This is a genomic window from Bacillus cereus group sp. BfR-BA-01522 (genome assembly GCF_022662635.1).
GTDB lineage: Bacteria > Bacillota > Bacilli > Bacillales > Bacillaceae_G > Bacillus_A > Bacillus_A cytotoxicus.
In genome coordinates, this window is the sequence record NZ_JAKUDY010000001.1 from 243,608 (window position 1) to 261,758 (window position 18,151).

The following is an 18,151-nucleotide window of genomic DNA, read 5'->3' on the forward strand; positions in this document are numbered from 1 at the left end:
TATATTGCTTTTCGACTTGAAACCTTTTTTTGCTGTACATGTCCTGCTATAATAGATGGGTGATGAAGCAGGGGTTGTAAAGAATGTACTATTATTGTAACCGCATTGCGTTCTTCTATAATTAGAAATTTTGTGTAACGGAGGAGTTTTCATGGAGAAGAAAATCGAAGTGCTATCAACGACGCGTATAAAATATTCATCTGATTTGTATAAAATTGTTGATAGTTTAAATCGCACTTTAAAGGAACAGGACCTCATGTTCGGATTGGCGTTAGACGAAAACGAAAAAGAAACAGCAATATTTACGATATACAGAACGTAGTGGTACAATGAAAAAGTGGATCTTTGCCATCATTATCGTTATCGTTGCTATTGGATTGTATGGGGTGCATGTTTATCATGCTACAGTGGAAAAGAAAATTCCGAAAGAATCAAAAGTTGTAGCAATTGCAAAAGAAAAAGCTAAGCTGACAAAGGTAAAATCCGTTGATTATTATAACGGGAAATCTTCATATGTAGTCGTACAAGGTGTAGATGAAAAAGGAGAACAACTGATTGTATGGGTACCTGAGAAAAAAGGAAAAGTTCTAGTAAGGAAAAAGAGTGAAGGCATTTCTGAAAAACAAGCTATACAAAAAATGATGGAGTATTTGGAAACGGTAAATAAAGAATCAAAGCCGCAACTTCCAAAAGAAATTGTAAAAGTAAAATTAGGTATCGAAAAAGATGTTCCGCTTTGGGAAATTACATATATTGATCAAGAAGGTCGTTATAAGTATTATTATTTGAGATTTCAAGATGGGGAATTTGCTGCATTTTACAGCATTGAAAAATAGATACAGGGGGAAAACCGCAAATGAAATTAGCAAAGCGAGTAGCTGCTTTAACACCGTCTGCAACTTTAGAGATTACAGCAAAGGCTCAGGTACTAAAGGCCGAAGGGCATGATGTCATTGGTTTAGGAGCAGGAGAACCTGATTTTAATACGCCGGAGCATATTATAGATGCTGCACATAAAGCGATGTTACAAGGACATACAAAATATACACCTACTGGTGGGTTACAAACGCTAAAACAAGAAATTGTAAAGAAATTTATGCGTGATCAAAAACTAACGTATGATCCGACAGAAATTATTATATGTAACGGTGCAAAACATTCACTTTATACACTCTTTCAAGTATTGCTTGATGAAGGGGATGAAGTGATTATTCCAACTCCTTATTGGGTAAGTTATCCAGAACAAGTAAAACTTGCTGGTGGAAAACCAGTTTATGTGGAAGGGTTAGAAGAGAATCAATATAAAATTACAGCAGAGCAGCTACGTGAAGCGATTACAGAGAAAACAAAAGCTGTTATTATTAATTCACCGAGCAATCCAACAGGAATGATTTATAGCAAGGAAGAATTAAAACAGCTTGGAGAAGTATGCTTAGAACATGACATTTTAATTGTTTCTGATGAAATTTATGAAAAGTTAGTTTATGGCGGAGTAGAATATACTTCAATTGCTCAGCTTTCTAATGAATTGAAAGAACAAACGATTATTATAAATGGTGTATCTAAATCACATTCTATGACAGGATGGCGAATTGGATATGCAGCAGGAAATAAGCAGCTTATTAAAGCAATGACCAATTTAGCAAGTCATAGTACATCAAACCCTACTTCAATTGCTCAATACGGTGCAATTGCTGCATATGCAGGGCCACAAGAACCTGTGGAAATGATGCGACAAGCATTCGAAGAAAGATTAAACATTATTTATAATAAATTAATTCAAGTTCCTGGTTTCACTTGTATCAAACCACAAGGCGCATTTTACTTATTTCCAAATGTAAAAGAAGCGGTAGCACTAGCTGGATACAAAACAGTAGATGAATGGGCAAAAGCGCTGTTAGAGGAAGAAAAAGTAGCACTTGTTCCTGGAACAGGATTTGGTGCTCCAAACAATGTTCGTTTATCATATGCTACATCTCTTGAGCAATTAGAGAAAGCTTTAGAACGAATTCATACATTTATGAAAGGTAAAGTGCAGGCTTAAAAAGAATATTTTGGATTTGCACTTTTGAACAAATGAACATGACCTCCCTATATAGGGAGGTTTTTTGACGAATTGTGGAAAAAGAAATGCTATGAGGTTGTGTTATACTAGAAAGCGAGGTGTTTTGGTTATGAAGAAAAAAATGATGTTACATTGGTTTGAACAGGGGAGTATTGCCATTCCAAAATTGCTTATGATGCACTATAAAAAATTGGGCTTAAATGAGATGGAATTTATGATTGTACTTCATGTTCATACTTTTTTAGAGTCGGGTAATTCGTTTCCAACTCCTTCTGAAATTGCAGAACGAATGACAATTTCAGAAATGAAGTGTATGGAAATGATTCAATCATTAATTCAAAAAGGCTTTCTTGCTTTAGAAGGTGGACAAAGGTCTGAAGCGAAGATGTGCGAAAGTTATTCTTTACAACCACTTTGGGAAAAAATATTACATTATTTAATGAATGAAACAATAGAAGAAGAGCAGAAAGAACAAAAGCAGTTACAACTGAATTTATATACTATTTTCGAACGTGAATTTGGGAGACCATTGTCACCATTTGAATGTGAGACATTGGCAATGTGGCAGGATCAAGATCAACACCATCCTAATTTAATTCAAGCTGCTCTTAAGGAAGCTGTAATGAGTGGAAAGCTTAATTTTCGATATATTGATCGGATTTTATTTGAATGGAAAAAGAATGGAATCAAAACGGTAGATCAAGCACAAGAGCAAGGACGGAAGTTTCGAGCAAATCAGCAACGCTCACATCAGATAACAAAACAAGAGACAAAGTACACAGGGAAAGTCCCTTTTTATAATTGGTTGGAGCAATAAGGTAGGAGGAAATGTATGTTAAATAAAACACAAATTCGCTATTGTCTAGATACAATGGCGAAAATGTATCCAGAGGCACATTGTGAATTAATTCATGATAATCCATTTGAACTTGTCATTGCAGTGGCTTTATCTGCACAATGTACAGATGCACTTGTAAATAAAGTGACGAAAAATTTATTTCAAAAATATAAAACACCTGAGGACTATTTGAAAGTTTCTTTGGAAGAATTACAACAAGACATACGTTCCATAGGGCTTTATAGAAATAAGGCAAAAAATATTCAAAAGCTATGCAGAATACTAATCGATGAGTATGATGGGAAAGTTCCTGCAGATCGTGATGAATTAACAAAATTACCAGGGGTAGGTCGAAAGACGGCAAATGTAGTTGTTTCTGTTGCTTTTGGCATTCCAGCAATTGCAGTCGATACACATGTGGAACGAGTGAGTAAGCGTTTAGGAATTTGTCGATGGAAAGACTCTGTGTTAGAAGTTGAAAAAACATTAATGAAAAAGGTGCCTATGGAAGAATGGGGCGTTACGCATCATAGACTGATTTTTTTTGGACGTTATCATTGTAAAGCACAAAAGCCACAGTGTGAAGTATGTCCGTTATTAGAAATATGTCGTGAAGGTAAAAAGCGGATGAAGGTGAAGTAGGGAATGGAAAACAGAGTTGTGGAGATACCACCTGAGTTTCAATGTGAGCCGTTTTTCAAAGAAAGTGAAACAAAAATTGTGTATACATGTAGTCAATCATTTGAAGAATTAATCCAAAATACTTATTTTTTGTTTGATATAGAACAAAAATATCAACCGTGGCGTAAAATAGAAAAGAGTATACCGGCAGTGCTACAAATGTGGGCGAATAAGAAAGAGGCACTTTCGAAGTTATTTAAAGAGAGAAAAAGAAACGAAGCGAAAGCGCCTATGATTCATTTCAGTGCTTATTTATTATCGATTTTATATTGGATGAATGAAAAAAGAATATCTAGTTTAAAAGATATAAAACAGGATACAGAGAAGTTAAAGCTACAGCCTGTTAATTTTATGGAACGCTATGCATTTATTATAGAGCAACCGAATCATTACCAATCGTACATCCAATTGACACAGCTATATATTGAAATAGAAAAAATATACGCCAAAAACATGATGATAAAAAAGAAGTCACTATCTTAAAAGTAGATAGTGACTTCTTTTTTTATTGTCCATCTGGTTGAGGAGTCGATTCTCCATTCGTTCCACCGTTTCCACCAGTTGGCTGTTCTGGTGGAGTTTGTTGGGGATGCTGATTCTGCTGCTGTTCTTGTTGTTTTTTTGCTTCTTCTTCAGCTTTACGTTTTTCTTCCTCAGCTTTTTTCTTCGCTTCTTCTTCAGCTTTACGCTTTTCTTCTTCGGCTTTTTTCTTTAGTTCTTCTTCAGCTTTACGCTTTTCTTCTTCGGCTTTTTTCTTCAGTTCTTCTTCAGCTTTACGCTTTTCTTCTTCAGCTTTCTTTTGAGCGTCTGCATTTTGACCAGGAACGGTAAAGGAAACGCCAGCTGGACTACTTGTGCCAGTCCCTTTTTGGGCTACGACAGAGAAGCTATATGTTACACCTGATTTTACACCGCCAAGTGTAGCAGATGTTCCTTTTACGGATAAGCTACCACTAGAACCGTCATTTGCTTTATAACTTGCTGCATAAGATACATCAGAAGGACCGGACCAACTTAATGTAATTGTATTTGATCCTGCGTCATAAGAAGGTGTTACACCAGTTGGTGGATCTACCTTAATTTGTTTAATCGCATCTTTTTTCGCACCTTTTACGTAAAGTTCGCCATTGATTCGTTCTACAGAAGAAGGTTGTTCAAAACGACTGCGGTCTGTTGCGAATTTACCCATCATGACTTTAAACATTTGTTGAGCAATTTTCGTTGAGCGGTCGCCTATATAGTTTTCTGAACTATCATTTTCATAACCTGTCCATACAGCCATTGTATATTGCGGTGTATAGCCGGCAAACCAACTATCGCGGTTCGCATCTGCTGGAATATCATATTTTTCAATCACCGATTTGTCATAGTTTTGCGTCCCTGTTTTACCAGCAAGATCGACGCCTGAAACATAAGCTGCTGAGCCAGTTCCACCAGATCCTGGTTTAACAACATCGCGAAGCATATCTGTAATCATATACGCTGTATAGTCTTTCATTACTCGCTCTTCTTTTGGTTTAAAGTTTTTCTTCTTACCATCAGGGAAGACAACTTCTTTTACGAAATGAGGTTTATTATAAATACCGTCATTCCCAAATGCTGCATAGGCACCAGCTACTTGTAACGGAGAACTTTCATTACTACCGATTGCTGCTGATTCATATGGTCCTTGCTTAAATGTCATCCCGAGTTTTTCAGAAAACTCTTTTGACTTATTTAGTCCGACTGCTTGAGCAGTTTTTAATGCTGGGATGTTTAAAGATTTTTTTAATGCTTCACGCATTGAAACATCCCCTTTATAGCTGCTCGTTGCATTTCGAATTTTTGTACCATCTGAGTACGTATATTCTGAGTCATTTAATTGATGATAAGTTGACCATTGCATATATTCAATTGCTGGGCCGTAGTCAAAAATAGGTTTCATTGTAGATCCAACTTGTCGATCTAAATCAGTGGCTAAGTTATGACCTTTAAATGTTGATTTACTTTCTTTACGTCCAGCACCGACTGCACGAACTTCACCAGTTTGTGTGTCCATAAATACGAAAGAACCTTGGAATTTATCATTTGGATATCGGATAAGATCCCCATCTAAAATCTTTTCAGCATAATCTTGTGCTTTTGTATCAAGAGTTGTATAGATTTGTAATCCATCAGATCCAATATTTACATCAGGTATTTGCTTTTCAACTTCTTTTACAACTGCATCTAAAAAAGCAGGATAAGGCATTTCAGTAACCTCTTTAGAAGGAAGGAGTCCTTCTGTTACTGGAATTGCCATCGCTTCTTCCATCTGTTGTTTTGTTATAAAGTTATGACGATTCATTAATGTTAAAACAACGTTACGACGTTTTGTTGCACGTTGTACATTTTCTTTTTTCGTTGGATCATAAATATTAGGGCCTTGTGGTAAGCCAGCGAGCATTGCAGCTTCATGTAACTTTAAATCTTTCAAATCTTTTCCATAATAGTTTTGAGCTGCTGTTGCTACGCCATAAGAGCGATTACCTAAATTAATTTTATTTAAGTACATTTCTAAAATTTCATGCTTAGAGTATTTCTGTTCTAGTTTGTAAGCTAAATACCATTCTTGCACTTTTCGTTTTGGTGTTTTTTTCATTGTAAGGAAGTAATTTTTAATTACTTGCTGCGTAATTGTACTACCACCTTGTGAACCGAACCCGCCTGTGATGTTTTCCATAATGGCTTTTCCTGTACGCTTAAAGTCAATTCCATGATGGTCATAAAATCGAGCATCCTCGGTGGCAAGAAAGGCATTTTCAACTACTTTTGGAACTTGATCATAAGTGATAGCAGTCCGTTTCTCAGCACCATATTCATAAAAGAAGTTACCGTCTTTATCATAAAATTTAGTTGATAGAGGATTGACAAGTTTCGCTTTGTCTAGCTTTGGAGCATCTTTCACTATGACAAAGAATGCTGAAACTCCAGCTACAAGTCCGACAATGCCAAGAAGCAGGCAAGTCACTAAAAATTTCTTGAAAAAGGATCCTTTTTTCTTGGGTTTATCCTTTTTATTTTTATCTTTTGTTTGCTGTTTTGCATGTTTTCGTTCTGTACGAGAACGATAATTTTCTGACATTATACTTTCTCCTACCTTTCATCTTCTCCCCAAAAGTCGAAAAAAGAGCCTTATTTTTGACTCTATCACGAAAAATAAACCATGTCTAGTATAGAAATATAATCGATTCGAGGATGATAACCGCATGATAACAAAGAGCCGTGTTCCTCAATTTCTTGTTTTGTAATTGATTTTCTCCCTCCGGTATCTTTGCGATTCCAAAATGAAATAACGTGTTTTGCATCGAGTAAATAAATTTCGTTATAAAGTGTAAATTTAATAATGACGAATGCAATTCCATCATGAGCAATAACTTGTTTCATATGCTCAATTTGGTGGAGATGGAAGTTTTGGAGCGGGAAGTTTGTTTTATTTTTTGTTTCCTTTGCTTCAAAATCAATGTATTTACCCTTATAAACACCGTTGTAATCTGTTGTAGAAGGCTGTTTAAAATAAGCTTCTCTTACAACTGCAGCACTTCGGGCAGGATAATCCACTTTTACAATTTGAAGAGGTGTTGGTTTTTTGTGTACACAGGCAATATTATGACTCAAATAATATTGATTTGTTTCATTTAGTTCCTCTTCAAGAGACATCCCCCTGTTACCATAAGTATGTTTTTTCATTTTTGTTTTTTGAGGTTGTAAAGCTTGATTATATCTTTTTCCGTTTGGGTAACGAATGGTCATGTTTTGTCCACTCCATCTTGCTTAGAATCACTTACACAGGTGATTATATCAAAAAAAGCAATGAAAATGCGATTTTTTTAAAGAGAGGCGGTGAATGGATGAGAGGTAACGGAAGTGAAGATAAGAATTGGAAAAGAGATGAAGAAATGGTTTCGTTTACAAAAGAGGAGAAACAACTCATTACCTATATTAAGGAAAAGACTGCTATTGCAAATATGGACAACATTTCGCGTACACGAGCTTATCAACAATATTATTTGCGAAATAAAGAGGTCGAGTGGTCTTTTTTAGCGAGTATGGTTTCGAGAAATGCTGGCTGGAATATGACAGATTTAGAAGGAGAAAATTACTCGAATATCCTATCTAAAGGGATGAGACAACAATTATTCCTTACATATGAGAAAGCAAATTGCCTTATTTTTTTAGATGCTTATCCACAGTTATTACTATATGAAGAGAGTAAAAAAAGAAATAGAACGTTCTTTCATTTGTTGCCTTCTTTTTATGTATCTGTTTTTATGGAAAAGGAATGGAATCGTTTTTGGAGAGAAAGAAATAAAAAGCGGTTAATGATAGCATTAATTATTAATGAGCAAAATAAAATTCAAAAACCAGTTATTGAAAATCGGTATATTCAGTCTCGTGTATTGGATCGATTACTTTTTAAAATGCAAGAAAGATTTCATTTGAACGCGGTTGTTTTTCCAACTTTAGAAGGGGATTTATATGGTTTTTCGGTTACTGGATTTGAAAATGTAAAAAAACGTATTGAACTTGGTAAGAAGTTAGCGTGGCTATTATTTCATCCGAAGTATAAGGAGTTATTTTATGATTTTGCTTTGCATACGATTCCTACAGGCTCAAGATTAGATTATGAACAATATTTCAAGGGAATGAAAGGATATCGTACACCGCAACTTAGGGAGGTGTTTTCTATTGTCCCTCCGGCGCGACAAGATCCATTAGATTGGTTTCATTCTTATACAAATGTAGAGAATTTTTTTATAGTTAAGGAGCCGCAGGAAAAGATTGATGTTACTACATGGTTTCTAAAGAAACAAAGGAAGATTCATTACATTGCTTCATTCATTAGCTTTCGTAAACGATTCAACAGCTTCGTGTTATAATAAAAAAAGCCCCGCACCTTTGTGAAAGTGCGGGGATCGATTATATAGCTTACGTTCTTTACGTATTGAATGAAAAAATGCTGTTGTAACAGCGTGAAAAAAGATGAACTTTAGAAGGAAATAGCGAATTTGGATGAACAGCCCCCTGTTTATGTAGCAGGGAAGTTTGGTCCATCTAATTTTGGATTTCCTGTTTCAGGTTTGTTTTGCTGTTTGCTTTGTTTTTTCTTCTTTTCATTTTTATTTTTAGCCATAGTAACACCTCCCATTTGTATTGTTACCATTTCTATAAAACACATGCAGAATACAAGCTTTTCTAATTTTTAAAGGATGAAGAAGAAATACGAATGAAAGTTTCACTTTATTTGCCGAATCACAACTAGTTTTGTCAATCGTGCAGGAGTGAGAACTGGGGTGTCGAAATTACATGGCAAAGGGAAAGCAAATAAGGAGGCGTTTTATAGATGGCGATGGTTCAGAAGGAAAATGTAATGAAGAAAATGGATCAAATGTTAAGTGCTCTTGATTTGCTGGAAATGAAAGTTTCACTTAGGATTAATCATGATTTAAAGGACAGACGTGAGGATATATGTAAGAAAGTAGAAATAACAGAAATGCACATTCAACATATGGAAGATAAATTAGTGCATCATCAGGAGAAAGGAAATTGGCTCCAAACGTTTCAAAACGTTGTCGTAGGTGCATAAGCAAGGTGGGATAAAGTGAAGGATCAAGCGTTAAAGCAATCTTCAATAAAGTTAATAGAGTATAACGATGAAACAATTGTTAAAAAAAGAGAAGTGGTAGAATATGATTTTTATACCGATATGAAGCCGTTTGTGGATATGGTAGATAACGAGTTGAGGGCTTGGAAAGAATTGGCTTACAGATGGATAAAAGAAGAACATCCTAAATATGTCCATTTTCAACAAATAGATCAAGTGTGCGAAAATTTACAAAATAATGCTTTGCAATGCTTTGTGAATAAAGGAAAAGGGAAACGGTTTTATGAAACGCATCAGGCGATTTTATATACGTTACAGACTATTGTGGAATTATGTAAATAACAAGAGGGGAATCCCTCTTGTGTTTTTTATGATTCTGTAATTTTATGACGTGGTCTTGTTGCTCCACTTGTTTCCAATTCTCGTATCAACACTCGATATTCTGAAATACAGATTTTCCCTTCCAAATAACAATGTCGCGCAAAGTCGAGCAATTCATTCATATTTTCTGTACAATACCCCTTTTTTTGTAAAAACGCTTGTTTTAAATCCCCTAATATCATGTTGATTCCTCCCCCATGAGAATCTTCTTCTTTTATATCATAACATGAAAGGGTTTACTTTTTTATTTTTTTAAAAATTTAAACTTCCGACAAAAACAGACAATTATATAAGAACACCTTTTATTTTGTAGGTACATATTCTAAAGGTAGAAACGAAGATAAAGGGGGAGAGAATGCATGTTTCAACAACCTACTTATCAAGGGTTTCATTCAAACCCACAGCCAAACGCGTATCAACATAATGGAGCGCCGCATTTACGCTACAATATGTATCCTTTCGCACCTTATTATGGGAATCAAAATTATTATCAGCCATTTGAAGTATCATTTATGAATCAGCATGAACAACCTTATATGAATATGCCGTATTACGTACCGCCGCACTCACAACCATCTATGTTTTATCCGCCGCAGCAGCCCTTTCAACCATATCCAAAAATGAACAAGCAGAAACAGCAACCGAGTCAGTTTTCTAGTTTGGTGTCTCAATTTAAAACAGCAGATGGAAATTATGATGTGAACAAAATGATGAATACAGCAGGCCAAATGATGAATGCGGTAAATCAAGTTACAGGAATTGTAAAACAAGTTGGGGGGTTCTTCGGAAAGTAATCGTGTGACAATAAGCCAAGCTCTTCATCTAATGACTTATAATCTAGACGAATTTCCTTTGAAGAAATAGGTATATATAACAAGCGGCTTTTACTCTTTTCTCATATTGTAAAGTGTAGTTAGATTTTGAGTGAGAGAGGAGAGAAAAACTATGCGTCATTGTCATCCTTGTTTTGGAGGGCATAAGCCAACAGGTCCTATTTGCACAGCACCTCCTGTTGTTCATCCAACAAAACAATGTGTAACACACACTTTTTCTACAACGGTGGTGCCACATATTCACCCAACTCATACAACGCATGTGCATCATCAACAAATTAAAAACCAACATTTCTTCCCGCAAACACATTCAAATGTAAATGTTGTAGATCCAGGATTTGAAGACCCAGGTCATGGTGGAGGGTGTGGACACCATGGATACCCTCATCAAGTATCACCATTTGGTCCAAATGTAGGCCCTAGTGCATCACCGTTTGGTCCAAATGCAGGCCCTAGTGTATCACCGTTTGGTCCAAATGCAGGCCCTAATGTATCACCATTTGGCCCAAACGCAGGCCCTAATGTAGGTGGAATATTTAAAAAGTAAATGTTATGTTAGAACTAGCGAGATGCTAGTTCTTTTCTTTTTATTGGAGTGTTGATATGAAAGTTTTAGCTGTAACAGGATATAAACCTTTTGAACTTGGAATATTTCAGAATGATCACCCAGGTGTGACTTATATAAAAAAAGCGTTACATCGTAAATTTCTTGCCTTTTTGGAAGAAGGATTAGAATGGGTGATGATTAGTGGACAACTTGGGGTTGAATTATGGGCTGCAGAAGTTGTGTTTGACTTACAATTAGAATATCCCGATTTAAAACTTGCTGTGTTTACCCCTTTTTTAGCACAAGAGGAAAACTGGAAAGAAGAAAATAAAGAATGGTATGAATTCATTTTAGAGCAAGCTGATCATGTTGATAGTATTACAAAAAGAAGATATGAAAGCCCAGAGCAATTTCGATTAAAAAATCAATTTTTTATTGACAAAAGTGACGCACTTTTAGCTGTATATGATGAAGAAAAACCAGGAAGTCCAAAATATATAGTAGAGGTGGCTAAGAAAAAAGAAGAAATAGAAAATTATCATAGCTATTTCATTCTTTTTTCTGATTTACAAGATATAATAGAAGAAGAACAGTGGAATGATGCAGAGTAATATAGAAGATTGCTTGTGCAGATATGATTGACAAAAGTGACTGTTTCTGAAAAAATTTAGCTAATAAAAGTTTTGGTGAAAATTTGAGGTGAAGAGAATGATTTCGGATAAAATTAAATTAACGGCAAAAGATATTTTAGAAAAAGAATTTAAAACAGGCATGAGAGGATATCAGCAAGAAGAGGTCGACAAGTTTCTTGATATGATTATTAAAGATTATGAAGTATTTCATAAGGAACTGGAACAATTGCAACAGCAAAACGCACGTTTGAAACGTGAATTAGAAGAGCAGAAACTTGCTGCGGCACAAGCTCCGCAACAAACGATTCCAACACCGGCTGCACAACCTGTATATAGCAATACAAATACAGATATTTTGAAACGTTTATCTAATTTAGAAAAAGCTGTTTTTGGAAGCAAATTATACGAGTAATGTAGAAATGGAAAAGATTGAAACATCTTACATATAAAAAAGCATTGCAAAATCTTTTTGTTTCCACTATACTAATCTTTGTCATAGCGTTTGGGTAATCGCTGCAACGTAAACGTTGTAGAGGAAAGTCCATGCTCGCACGACCTGAGATGGTCGTAGTGTTCGTGCCTAGCCAATTCATAAGCTAGGGTATTCTGGCCGCGAGGCTGGTTTAACGGCAGGGAAAAAACCTAAGTCCTTTTGGATATGGTTTGACTACCTTTAAAGTGCCACAGTGACGAAGTCCTTGAAGAAATGATAGGAGTGGAACGAGGTAAACCCCACGAGCGAGAAACCCAAATAATGGTAGGGGAATCTTTTCCAAGGAAATGAACGATGGAAAAGGACAGGTTTGAGTAACCTGTAGATAGATGATTACCACCGGAGTACGAGGCGTGGGCCGTTTGTAGTACAAAGGAACAGAACATGGCTTACAGAACGTTATGAACCAATTACGTAATGACTCAGCTCTCCTTTGAAAGAGGAGAGCTTTTTATTTGTATGAAGTAATGATGCTTGAGTTACAATGGTAAAGAAAACAATACGTTATCATACTTAATCATTTATAGAGTGATGATTGTTTGATTATACATAAGAGGTGAATAGAAAATGGGAAAAGTTACTTTAATTGCAACAGCAGCGATGGGAATTGAAGCTCTAGTTGCAAGAGAAGTTCGTGATCTTGGCTACGAGTGCCAAGTAGATAACGGAAAAGTAACGTTTGAAGCAGATGTAAATGCAATTTGTCGTGCCAATTTATGGTTGCGTACTGCTGATCGTGTCAAAATCAAAGTGGGGGAATTTAAAGCAACTACGTTTGATGAATTATTTGAGAAGACAAAGGCTCTAAATTGGGGAGATTATATTCCTGAAAACGGGGAATTCCCTGTTATTGGTAAATCTGTGAAATCAACTTTATTTAGTGTTCCAGATTGCCAACGTATCGTCAAAAAAGCTGTTGTTGAAAAGTTAAAATCAACATATAAGCGTACAACTTGGTTTGAAGAGAATGGTCCTTTATTCCGCATTGAGATTGCCATGTTAAAAGATATTGCAACGTTAACAATCGATACAAGTGGTGTCGGATTGCACAAGCGCGGATATCGTGTTGATCAGGGAGAAGCACCGTTGAAAGAAACGTTAGCTGCATCCTTAATTAAACTTACAAATTGGAAACCAGATCGTCCATTCGTTGATCCGTTTTGTGGTTCTGGAACAATTCCGATTGAAGCGGCGCTGATTGGACAAAATATTGCACCAGGATTTAACCGAGACTTTGCATCGGATGAATGGGACTGGATTGGTAAGCAAAATTGGAAAGAAGCGCGTCAAGAAGTAGAGGATTTAGCAAATTATGATCAGCCATTACAAATTATCGGATCAGATATTGATCATCGTATGATAAGAATCGCGCAAGATAATGCGGATGAAGTTGGATTAGGCGATTTAATTTCCTTTAAACAAATGCAAGTAAAAGATTTTACAACAAAAGAGGAATATGGCTATGTTGTAACGAATCCTCCATACGGAGAACGTTTAAGTGAAAAAGCACTTGTTGAAAAGTTATACAAAGAAATGGGAGAAGTATTCCGTCCGTTAGACACTTGGTCCTTATATGTATTAACAAGCTATGAGGCATTTGAAAAATGTTATGGACAAGAAGCGTCGAAAAAGCGTAAATTATTCAATGGCTTTATTCGTACAGATTACTACCAATACTTCGGAAAACGTCCGCCTCGTAATTCGTAGTATAAAACCTCTTTTTTGCGCATATACTGGCTACTATGTAATGTGCAAAAGGAGGAATCGATATGGATGGGTTCCAGTTGTCAATGATTCAAAAAGCGATTCATCGTACGTATGATGAACTCGGCAAAGAACTTGATTTTCAAAGTGTAGCAGCAGATGAAATTCAAAAGGCACAGGAAGAATATTTATCTGCGTTATCATATGAAACATTAATTGATAAGCGTTATTTAAAGTCATTAATAGAGTAAAAAAAGTTTTCCTTTACATAAAGGAAAACTTTTTTCACGCATTTCTATGTATTACAACAGGGGAAAGCAACTGCTATTTATAAGTAGCAGTTGCTATATCTTTTTATAGAAAAACTTTTTGGTTGGAGGCTAAGCATGTTTACTAAGAAGAGATTACCATTTGAAGTAGGGAAACAAGATAATTTTTATGATAAGTTGAATGAGTGGATTGGAGATGTATTTTACGATATCCTCCCAGAAAAAGGTTTTGAAGAGCGCGATGAACAAATTTTTATGGCGTTTCAATTAGAACGAGCGTTTCAAGAGAAGAAGGTTATGTTTGCTGAGGCTGGTGTTGGAACAGGGAAAACAATTGTATATCTTTTATATGCAATTTGTTATGCACGTTATACAGGAAAGCCGGCTATTATCGCTTGTGCAGATGAAACGCTAATTGAACAGCTTGTAAAAGAAGAAGGGGACATCGCGAAGTTATCAGAAGCGTTAGGGTTATCTGTTGATGTTAGACTTGCAAAATCAATGGATAATTATTTATGTTTACGTAAACTAGAAGATGTAATGAGTGGACGAGCTCCAGAAGTAATTGAAGATTTATATTATGAATTGCCGCAATTTGTATTTGATCACGGAACAATGCAAAATTTTACACCATATGGAGATCGTAAAGAGTTTCCGCTATTAAATGATGAAGAGTGGTCAAAAGTATCTTGGGATTATTTCCAAGATTGTTTCACATGTGAATCTCGCCATCGCTGCGGTCAAACGCTTTCTCGTGAACATTACCGTAAAGCAGCAGATTTAATTATTTGTTCTCAAGATTTCTATATGGACCACATTTGGACATATGATGCTCGTAAGCGTGAAGGACAGATGCCGCTTCTACCAGAAAGTAGCTGTGTCGTTTTTGATGAAGGACATTTGGTTGAATATGCAGCGCAAAAAGCACTAACGTATCGATTAAAGCAAACGATGATGGAACAATTATTAACAAGATTGTTGCAAAATGATATTCGTGAAGAATTTGCTCATTTAATAGAAGAAACAATTTGGCAGACAGAACGTTTCTTTGATGTTTTACAAGAGAATAAACAAGAAATTCCAGGGTCAGATCGTTTGGAAATTACGGTAACAGAAAAAGTGACTACAGAAGCAAAACGATTATATGCCAAAATTGCTGAAGTCGGCGATGCATTGGTATTTGAAAGTGAAATGTATACAGTCAATACATATGATTTAAATATTGTTGACGAGCATTTAGATGTACTGGAACATTCACTTCGTCTTTTCATGCATGAAAAAAATGCGATTACGTGGGGAGAAGAAGGGGATGGAACATTTACATTAGTTATTATGCCACGTGCAGTAGAAGAAGTATTACAAGAGAAAGTATTCTCTAAAAAAATCCCGTATATTTTCTCTTCTGCTACATTATCTGAAAATGGTTCATTTGCATTTACCGCAAATAGTCTCGGCATAAAAGATTATCTATCGTTCTCGGTTGCTTCTCCATTTGATTATGAAGAACAAATGAAAGTGTATTTACCATCCTATAATGAAGAAAATGCATGGGAAAGAAAGTGTCAATATATACTTGAAAATATTCAAAAAACCAATGGACGTACACTTGTATTGTTCCGAACAACTGAGGAGCTTGCTGTCTTTAAAGAATACGTAAGCAAAGAACAAATGTCTATTCCGTTCTTATATGAGGGAGATCAAGAAATTAGTCAGCTCGTTTCACGTTTCCAAAATGAAGAAGAGACTGTCCTTTGTGCTGTTCATTTATGGGAAGGGTTAGATATTCCTGGTTCATCATTATCACATGTCATTATTTGGTCGCTTCCATTCCCTCCAAATGACCCTGTGTTTGAAGCGAAACGAAAACATGTAAATGATTCATTTTGGAACGTAGATGTACCATATATGATTTTACGACTTCGTCAAGGAATTGGACGCTTAATTCGTACAAGTGAGGACAAAGGAGCGATTTCGTTATTCTTGTCTGAAAATGAGAATGAAAAGGTTGTCGAAGCTGTAAAGAAAGTACTGCCAGTAGAAGGAATAATGATCTAACGAAAAAAGCTTGGTCAATGCCAAGCTTTTTTCTATAGGGAGAAAAGGAATTTATCTATTTATGTCGAAATAAAGGGGAGATAGAAAAAGGAGGGAATGAGATATGAAAATCGCTACACATGAATTAGAAAAAGAATTTTTAGCATATGTGAAAAAGATAAATAATTATGGCGAAGCACTTAATTTAATATTTTGGGACTTGCGTACAGGCGCTCCAAAACAAGGGGTAGATCAGCGCTCTGAAGTCATCGGAATGCTTTCGTCAGAAGTCTTTTCTTTATCAACTTCTGATGAGATGGAGAGATATTTAACAGTATTAGAACAACGAATTGCAGAGAATACAATTTCCGAAACAACGAAAAAAATTGTAGAAGAGTGTCGCAAAAAGTATGACCAAAATAAAAAAATTCCACAAGCTGAGTATGAAGAGTTTGTAAAATTACAAGCAAAATCAGAAAGTGTTTGGGGGGAAGCACGTGAAAAGTCTGATTTTGAAATGTTCAGACCATATTTAGAAAAAATTGTTGCATATAAGAAGAAATTTATTACATATTGGGGTTATGATACGTATAAATATAATACGTTGTTAGATATGTATGAACCGGGTGTAACAGTAGAAATATTAGACCATGTATTTGGACAATTACGTGAGCGAATTGTACCGCTTGTGAAAGACATTTCAGCGTCTCATAAAACATTAAAAACAGATGTATTATTTAAGCATTTTCCAAAGGAGCAACAAAAGAATTTTACTTTAGAAGTATTAAAACAATTAAATTATAACTTTGAAGCTGGGCGTTTAGATGAAACGATTCATCCATTTGAAATTACATTAAATAGAGGCGATGTTCGCATTACGACTCGTTATGATGAGAATGACTTCCGAACGGCTGTGTTTGGAACAATTCATGAATGTGGGCATGCTGTATATGAACAAAATATTTCCGAGGATTTAGAAGGAACACCGCTTTGCAGTGGTACTTCAATGGGGATTCATGAATCACAATCGCTATTTTTTGAAAACTTTATTGGGCGTCATAAATCTTTCTGGAAGAACAATTATGAATTATTGAAGCAATTTAGTGAGGGACAATTTGAAAATGTGTCAGTAGATGAATTTTATGATGCAATCAATGAATCAAAGCCTTCCTTTATCCGCATTGAGGCAGATGAATTAACGTATCCATTACATATTATGGTTCGCTATGAGTTAGAAAAAGAATTATTTGACGGAACGTTGGAAGTAAAAGATTTACCAAAAGCATGGAATGATAAAATGGAGAGCTATTTAGGCATTCGTCCAGAAACAGATGCACAAGGAGTATTGCAAGATATCCATTGGGCAGATGGATCGTTTGGCTATTTCCCATCTTATGCACTTGGTTACATGTACGCCGCACAATTTAAACATAAGATGTTAGAAGATATTCCGAACTTCGATGCATTATTAGAAGAAGGGAATATCACACCAATTCGCGAATGGCTGACAAAAAATATTCACCAATATGGTAAAATGAAAAAACCATTACAAATATTAGAGGATGTAACTGGTGAGGGGCTAAATGCGAATTATTTAGCGGACTATTTAGAAACAAAATATAAAGAGATTTATGAACTAAAAAAATGAAGAACCCAAAGGGACTGCTTTGAAAACATAACACGTATTTTATCAAAATATTGAGAGTGAAAAGGAGACTATCACCTGTATAGAGTAGGTGACAGCCTCCTTTTTATTATAAAGTGGTCTCCTTTTAGGTGGTCTCTTTTTACAAATTTGGGTCTTTGTTTCTATTTATTCGTAGTGGCGATGTGCCGAATCACTGATATACCATGATTTTGTGTTTATCCCGCTATTTGAGGGCAGTAAGGCTCCCATCTCAAGATTCAGAGAGAAGCAAGGAAGATAGGTGGGAGGAGGGCTACCCGTAACAGCTCGATTGGTGAAGGCTCATAATCAGCGGGGGATGAAGAACCCCCCCACTGATTAAAGTTTCCCTTTATGTTACAAGAAATAAATATGTGTGACTCAA

20 protein-coding genes and 1 other RNA gene are annotated in these 18,151 nt (G+C 35.7%); 18 read left to right on the forward strand and 3 right to left on the reverse strand.

All coding sequences use genetic code 11. The features are described from left to right. Nucleotides 1-151: 151 nt before the first annotated feature. From MR059_RS01255 to MR059_RS01280, 6 genes are all read left to right on the forward strand, one after another. On the forward strand, nucleotides 152-322 hold the full coding sequence (locus MR059_RS01255; protein WP_012093755.1) for a YpmA family protein: 171 nt from the start codon (nucleotides 152-154) through the stop codon (nucleotides 320-322). 7 nt (nucleotides 323-329) lie between these two features. Next, the gene (locus MR059_RS01260) at nucleotides 330-836 is read left to right on the forward strand and encodes a cell wall elongation regulator TseB-like domain-containing protein (RefSeq protein WP_012093756.1); all 507 of its coding nucleotides are present in this window, start codon (nucleotides 330-332) and stop codon (nucleotides 834-836) included. A gap of 20 nt (nucleotides 837-856) precedes the next feature. Continuing rightward, nucleotides 857-2,044 (forward strand): pyridoxal phosphate-dependent aminotransferase, encoded by a 1,188-nt coding sequence (locus MR059_RS01265; protein ID WP_012093757.1) that lies wholly within the window; start codon nucleotides 857-859, stop codon nucleotides 2,042-2,044. A 130-nt stretch (nucleotides 2,045-2,174) separates the two neighbouring features. Continuing rightward, on the forward strand, nucleotides 2,175-2,882 hold the full coding sequence (dnaD, locus tag MR059_RS01270; RefSeq protein ID WP_012093758.1) for a DNA replication protein DnaD: 708 nt from the start codon (nucleotides 2,175-2,177) through the stop codon (nucleotides 2,880-2,882). A 15-nt stretch (nucleotides 2,883-2,897) separates the two neighbouring features. Further along, a complete protein-coding gene (nth, locus tag MR059_RS01275) occupies nucleotides 2,898-3,545 on the forward strand; it encodes an endonuclease III (RefSeq protein ID WP_242161393.1) in 648 nt (215 codons plus the stop codon). 3 nt (nucleotides 3,546-3,548) lie between these two features. Next, a complete protein-coding gene (locus MR059_RS01280) occupies nucleotides 3,549-4,067 on the forward strand; it encodes a YpoC family protein (protein WP_012093760.1) in 519 nt (172 codons plus the stop codon). Nucleotides 4,068-4,089: 22 nt separating this feature from the next. On the opposite strand, the gene MR059_RS01285 is transcribed toward MR059_RS01280, so the two are convergent. Together MR059_RS01285 and recU are read right to left on the reverse strand one after the other, a co-directional pair. Next, nucleotides 4,090-6,687 carry a PBP1A family penicillin-binding protein gene (locus MR059_RS01285; RefSeq protein WP_087094718.1) on the reverse strand — a complete coding sequence of 866 codons (2,598 nt, stop codon included), beginning with the start codon at nucleotides 6,685-6,687 and terminating at the stop codon, nucleotides 4,090-4,092. A 65-nt stretch (nucleotides 6,688-6,752) separates the two neighbouring features. After that, the gene (gene recU / locus MR059_RS01290) at nucleotides 6,753-7,355 is read right to left on the reverse strand and encodes a Holliday junction resolvase RecU (RefSeq protein WP_012093762.1); all 603 of its coding nucleotides are present in this window, start codon (nucleotides 7,353-7,355) and stop codon (nucleotides 6,753-6,755) included. 98 nt (nucleotides 7,356-7,453) lie between these two features. On the opposite strand from recU, the gene MR059_RS01295 reads away from it, so the two are divergent. The 3 genes from MR059_RS01295 to MR059_RS01305 all read left to right on the forward strand — a co-directional run bounded on the left by MR059_RS01295 (nucleotide 7,454) and on the right by MR059_RS01305 (nucleotide 9,549). After that, a complete protein-coding gene (locus MR059_RS01295; RefSeq protein ID WP_242161395.1) occupies nucleotides 7,454-8,482 on the forward strand; it encodes a DUF2515 domain-containing protein in 1,029 nt (342 codons plus the stop codon). Between the two features lie 464 nt (nucleotides 8,483-8,946). Next, nucleotides 8,947-9,189, forward strand: a complete 243-nt coding sequence (locus MR059_RS01300; protein WP_012093764.1) for a hypothetical protein — start codon at nucleotides 8,947-8,949, stop codon at nucleotides 9,187-9,189. A 15-nt stretch (nucleotides 9,190-9,204) separates the two neighbouring features. Next, nucleotides 9,205-9,549 (forward strand): YppE family protein, encoded by a 345-nt coding sequence (locus tag MR059_RS01305; protein ID WP_012093765.1) that lies wholly within the window; start codon nucleotides 9,205-9,207, stop codon nucleotides 9,547-9,549. A 26-nt stretch (nucleotides 9,550-9,575) separates the two neighbouring features. Here the strand turns inward: MR059_RS01305 and MR059_RS01310 are convergent, their stop codons facing one another. Continuing rightward, nucleotides 9,576-9,770 (reverse strand): YppF family protein, encoded by a 195-nt coding sequence (locus tag MR059_RS01310; protein ID WP_012093766.1) that lies wholly within the window; start codon nucleotides 9,768-9,770, stop codon nucleotides 9,576-9,578. 177 nt (nucleotides 9,771-9,947) lie between these two features. On the opposite strand from MR059_RS01310, the gene MR059_RS01315 reads away from it, so the two are divergent. From MR059_RS01315 to MR059_RS01355, 9 genes are all read left to right on the forward strand, one after another. Further along, nucleotides 9,948-10,382 carry a YppG family protein gene (locus tag MR059_RS01315; RefSeq protein ID WP_242161397.1) on the forward strand — a complete coding sequence of 145 codons (435 nt, stop codon included), beginning with the start codon at nucleotides 9,948-9,950 and terminating at the stop codon, nucleotides 10,380-10,382. A gap of 151 nt (nucleotides 10,383-10,533) precedes the next feature. Then, on the forward strand, nucleotides 10,534-10,968 hold the full coding sequence (locus MR059_RS01320; RefSeq protein WP_242161399.1) for a CotD family spore coat protein: 435 nt from the start codon (nucleotides 10,534-10,536) through the stop codon (nucleotides 10,966-10,968). A 56-nt stretch (nucleotides 10,969-11,024) separates the two neighbouring features. Continuing rightward, nucleotides 11,025-11,579: an SLOG family protein gene (locus MR059_RS01325; RefSeq protein WP_012093769.1), complete on the forward strand. Its 555-nt coding sequence runs from the start codon at nucleotides 11,025-11,027 to the stop codon at nucleotides 11,577-11,579. A gap of 97 nt (nucleotides 11,580-11,676) precedes the next feature. Next, a complete protein-coding gene (gene gpsB / locus MR059_RS01330) occupies nucleotides 11,677-12,012 on the forward strand; it encodes a cell division regulator GpsB (RefSeq protein WP_012093770.1) in 336 nt (111 codons plus the stop codon). Between the two features lie 86 nt (nucleotides 12,013-12,098). Next, an RNA gene (rnpB, locus tag MR059_RS01335) (RNase P RNA component class B) lies at nucleotides 12,099-12,490 on the forward strand. Between the two features lie 170 nt (nucleotides 12,491-12,660). Further along, nucleotides 12,661-13,800: a THUMP domain-containing class I SAM-dependent RNA methyltransferase gene (locus MR059_RS01340; protein ID WP_012093771.1), complete on the forward strand. Its 1,140-nt coding sequence runs from the start codon at nucleotides 12,661-12,663 to the stop codon at nucleotides 13,798-13,800. 62 nt (nucleotides 13,801-13,862) lie between these two features. Further along, nucleotides 13,863-14,048, forward strand: a complete 186-nt coding sequence (locus tag MR059_RS01345) for a DUF3921 family protein (RefSeq protein ID WP_012093789.1) — start codon at nucleotides 13,863-13,865, stop codon at nucleotides 14,046-14,048. Nucleotides 14,049-14,183: 135 nt separating this feature from the next. Further along, nucleotides 14,184-16,121 (forward strand): ATP-dependent DNA helicase, encoded by a 1,938-nt coding sequence (locus tag MR059_RS01350; RefSeq protein ID WP_048722607.1) that lies wholly within the window; start codon nucleotides 14,184-14,186, stop codon nucleotides 16,119-16,121. Nucleotides 16,122-16,224: 103 nt separating this feature from the next. Then, a complete protein-coding gene (locus tag MR059_RS01355; RefSeq protein ID WP_242161401.1) occupies nucleotides 16,225-17,748 on the forward strand; it encodes a carboxypeptidase M32 in 1,524 nt (507 codons plus the stop codon). Nucleotides 17,749-18,151 lie beyond the last annotated feature (403 nt).

Bases quoted from the DNA above. Each gene is read 5' to 3' on its own strand.
- MR059_RS01345 (WP_012093789.1), top strand. From the start codon at position 13,863: ATGGATGGGTTCCAGTTGTCAATGATTCAAAAAGCGATTCATCGTACG.
- MR059_RS01340 (WP_012093771.1), top strand. From the start codon at position 12,661: ATGGGAAAAGTTACTTTAATTGCAACAGCAGCGATGGGAATTGAAGCT.
- MR059_RS01355 (WP_242161401.1), top strand. From the start codon at position 16,225: ATGAAAATCGCTACACATGAATTAGAAAAAGAATTTTTAGCATATGTG.
- MR059_RS01295 (WP_242161395.1), top strand. From the start codon at position 7,454: ATGAGAGGTAACGGAAGTGAAGATAAGAATTGGAAAAGAGATGAAGAA.
- MR059_RS01285 (WP_087094718.1), bottom strand. From the start codon at position 6,687: ATGTCAGAAAATTATCGTTCTCGTACAGAACGAAAACATGCAAAACAG.
- gpsB (WP_012093770.1), top strand. From the start codon at position 11,677: ATGATTTCGGATAAAATTAAATTAACGGCAAAAGATATTTTAGAAAAA.
- dnaD (WP_012093758.1), top strand. From the start codon at position 2,175: ATGAAGAAAAAAATGATGTTACATTGGTTTGAACAGGGGAGTATTGCC.
- nth (WP_242161393.1), top strand. From the start codon at position 2,898: ATGTTAAATAAAACACAAATTCGCTATTGTCTAGATACAATGGCGAAA.
- MR059_RS01255 (WP_012093755.1), top strand. From the start codon at position 152: ATGGAGAAGAAAATCGAAGTGCTATCAACGACGCGTATAAAATATTCA.
- MR059_RS01265 (WP_012093757.1), top strand. From the start codon at position 857: ATGAAATTAGCAAAGCGAGTAGCTGCTTTAACACCGTCTGCAACTTTA.
- MR059_RS01325 (WP_012093769.1), top strand. From the start codon at position 11,025: ATGAAAGTTTTAGCTGTAACAGGATATAAACCTTTTGAACTTGGAATA.
- MR059_RS01310 (WP_012093766.1), bottom strand. From the start codon at position 9,770: ATGATATTAGGGGATTTAAAACAAGCGTTTTTACAAAAAAAGGGGTAT.
- MR059_RS01300 (WP_012093764.1), top strand. From the start codon at position 8,947: ATGGCGATGGTTCAGAAGGAAAATGTAATGAAGAAAATGGATCAAATG.
- MR059_RS01350 (WP_048722607.1), top strand. From the start codon at position 14,184: ATGTTTACTAAGAAGAGATTACCATTTGAAGTAGGGAAACAAGATAAT.
- MR059_RS01315 (WP_242161397.1), top strand. From the start codon at position 9,948: ATGTTTCAACAACCTACTTATCAAGGGTTTCATTCAAACCCACAGCCA.
- MR059_RS01280 (WP_012093760.1), top strand. From the start codon at position 3,549: ATGGAAAACAGAGTTGTGGAGATACCACCTGAGTTTCAATGTGAGCCG.
- MR059_RS01320 (WP_242161399.1), top strand. From the start codon at position 10,534: ATGCGTCATTGTCATCCTTGTTTTGGAGGGCATAAGCCAACAGGTCCT.
- recU (WP_012093762.1), bottom strand. From the start codon at position 7,355: ATGACCATTCGTTACCCAAACGGAAAAAGATATAATCAAGCTTTACAA.
- MR059_RS01260 (WP_012093756.1), top strand. From the start codon at position 330: ATGAAAAAGTGGATCTTTGCCATCATTATCGTTATCGTTGCTATTGGA.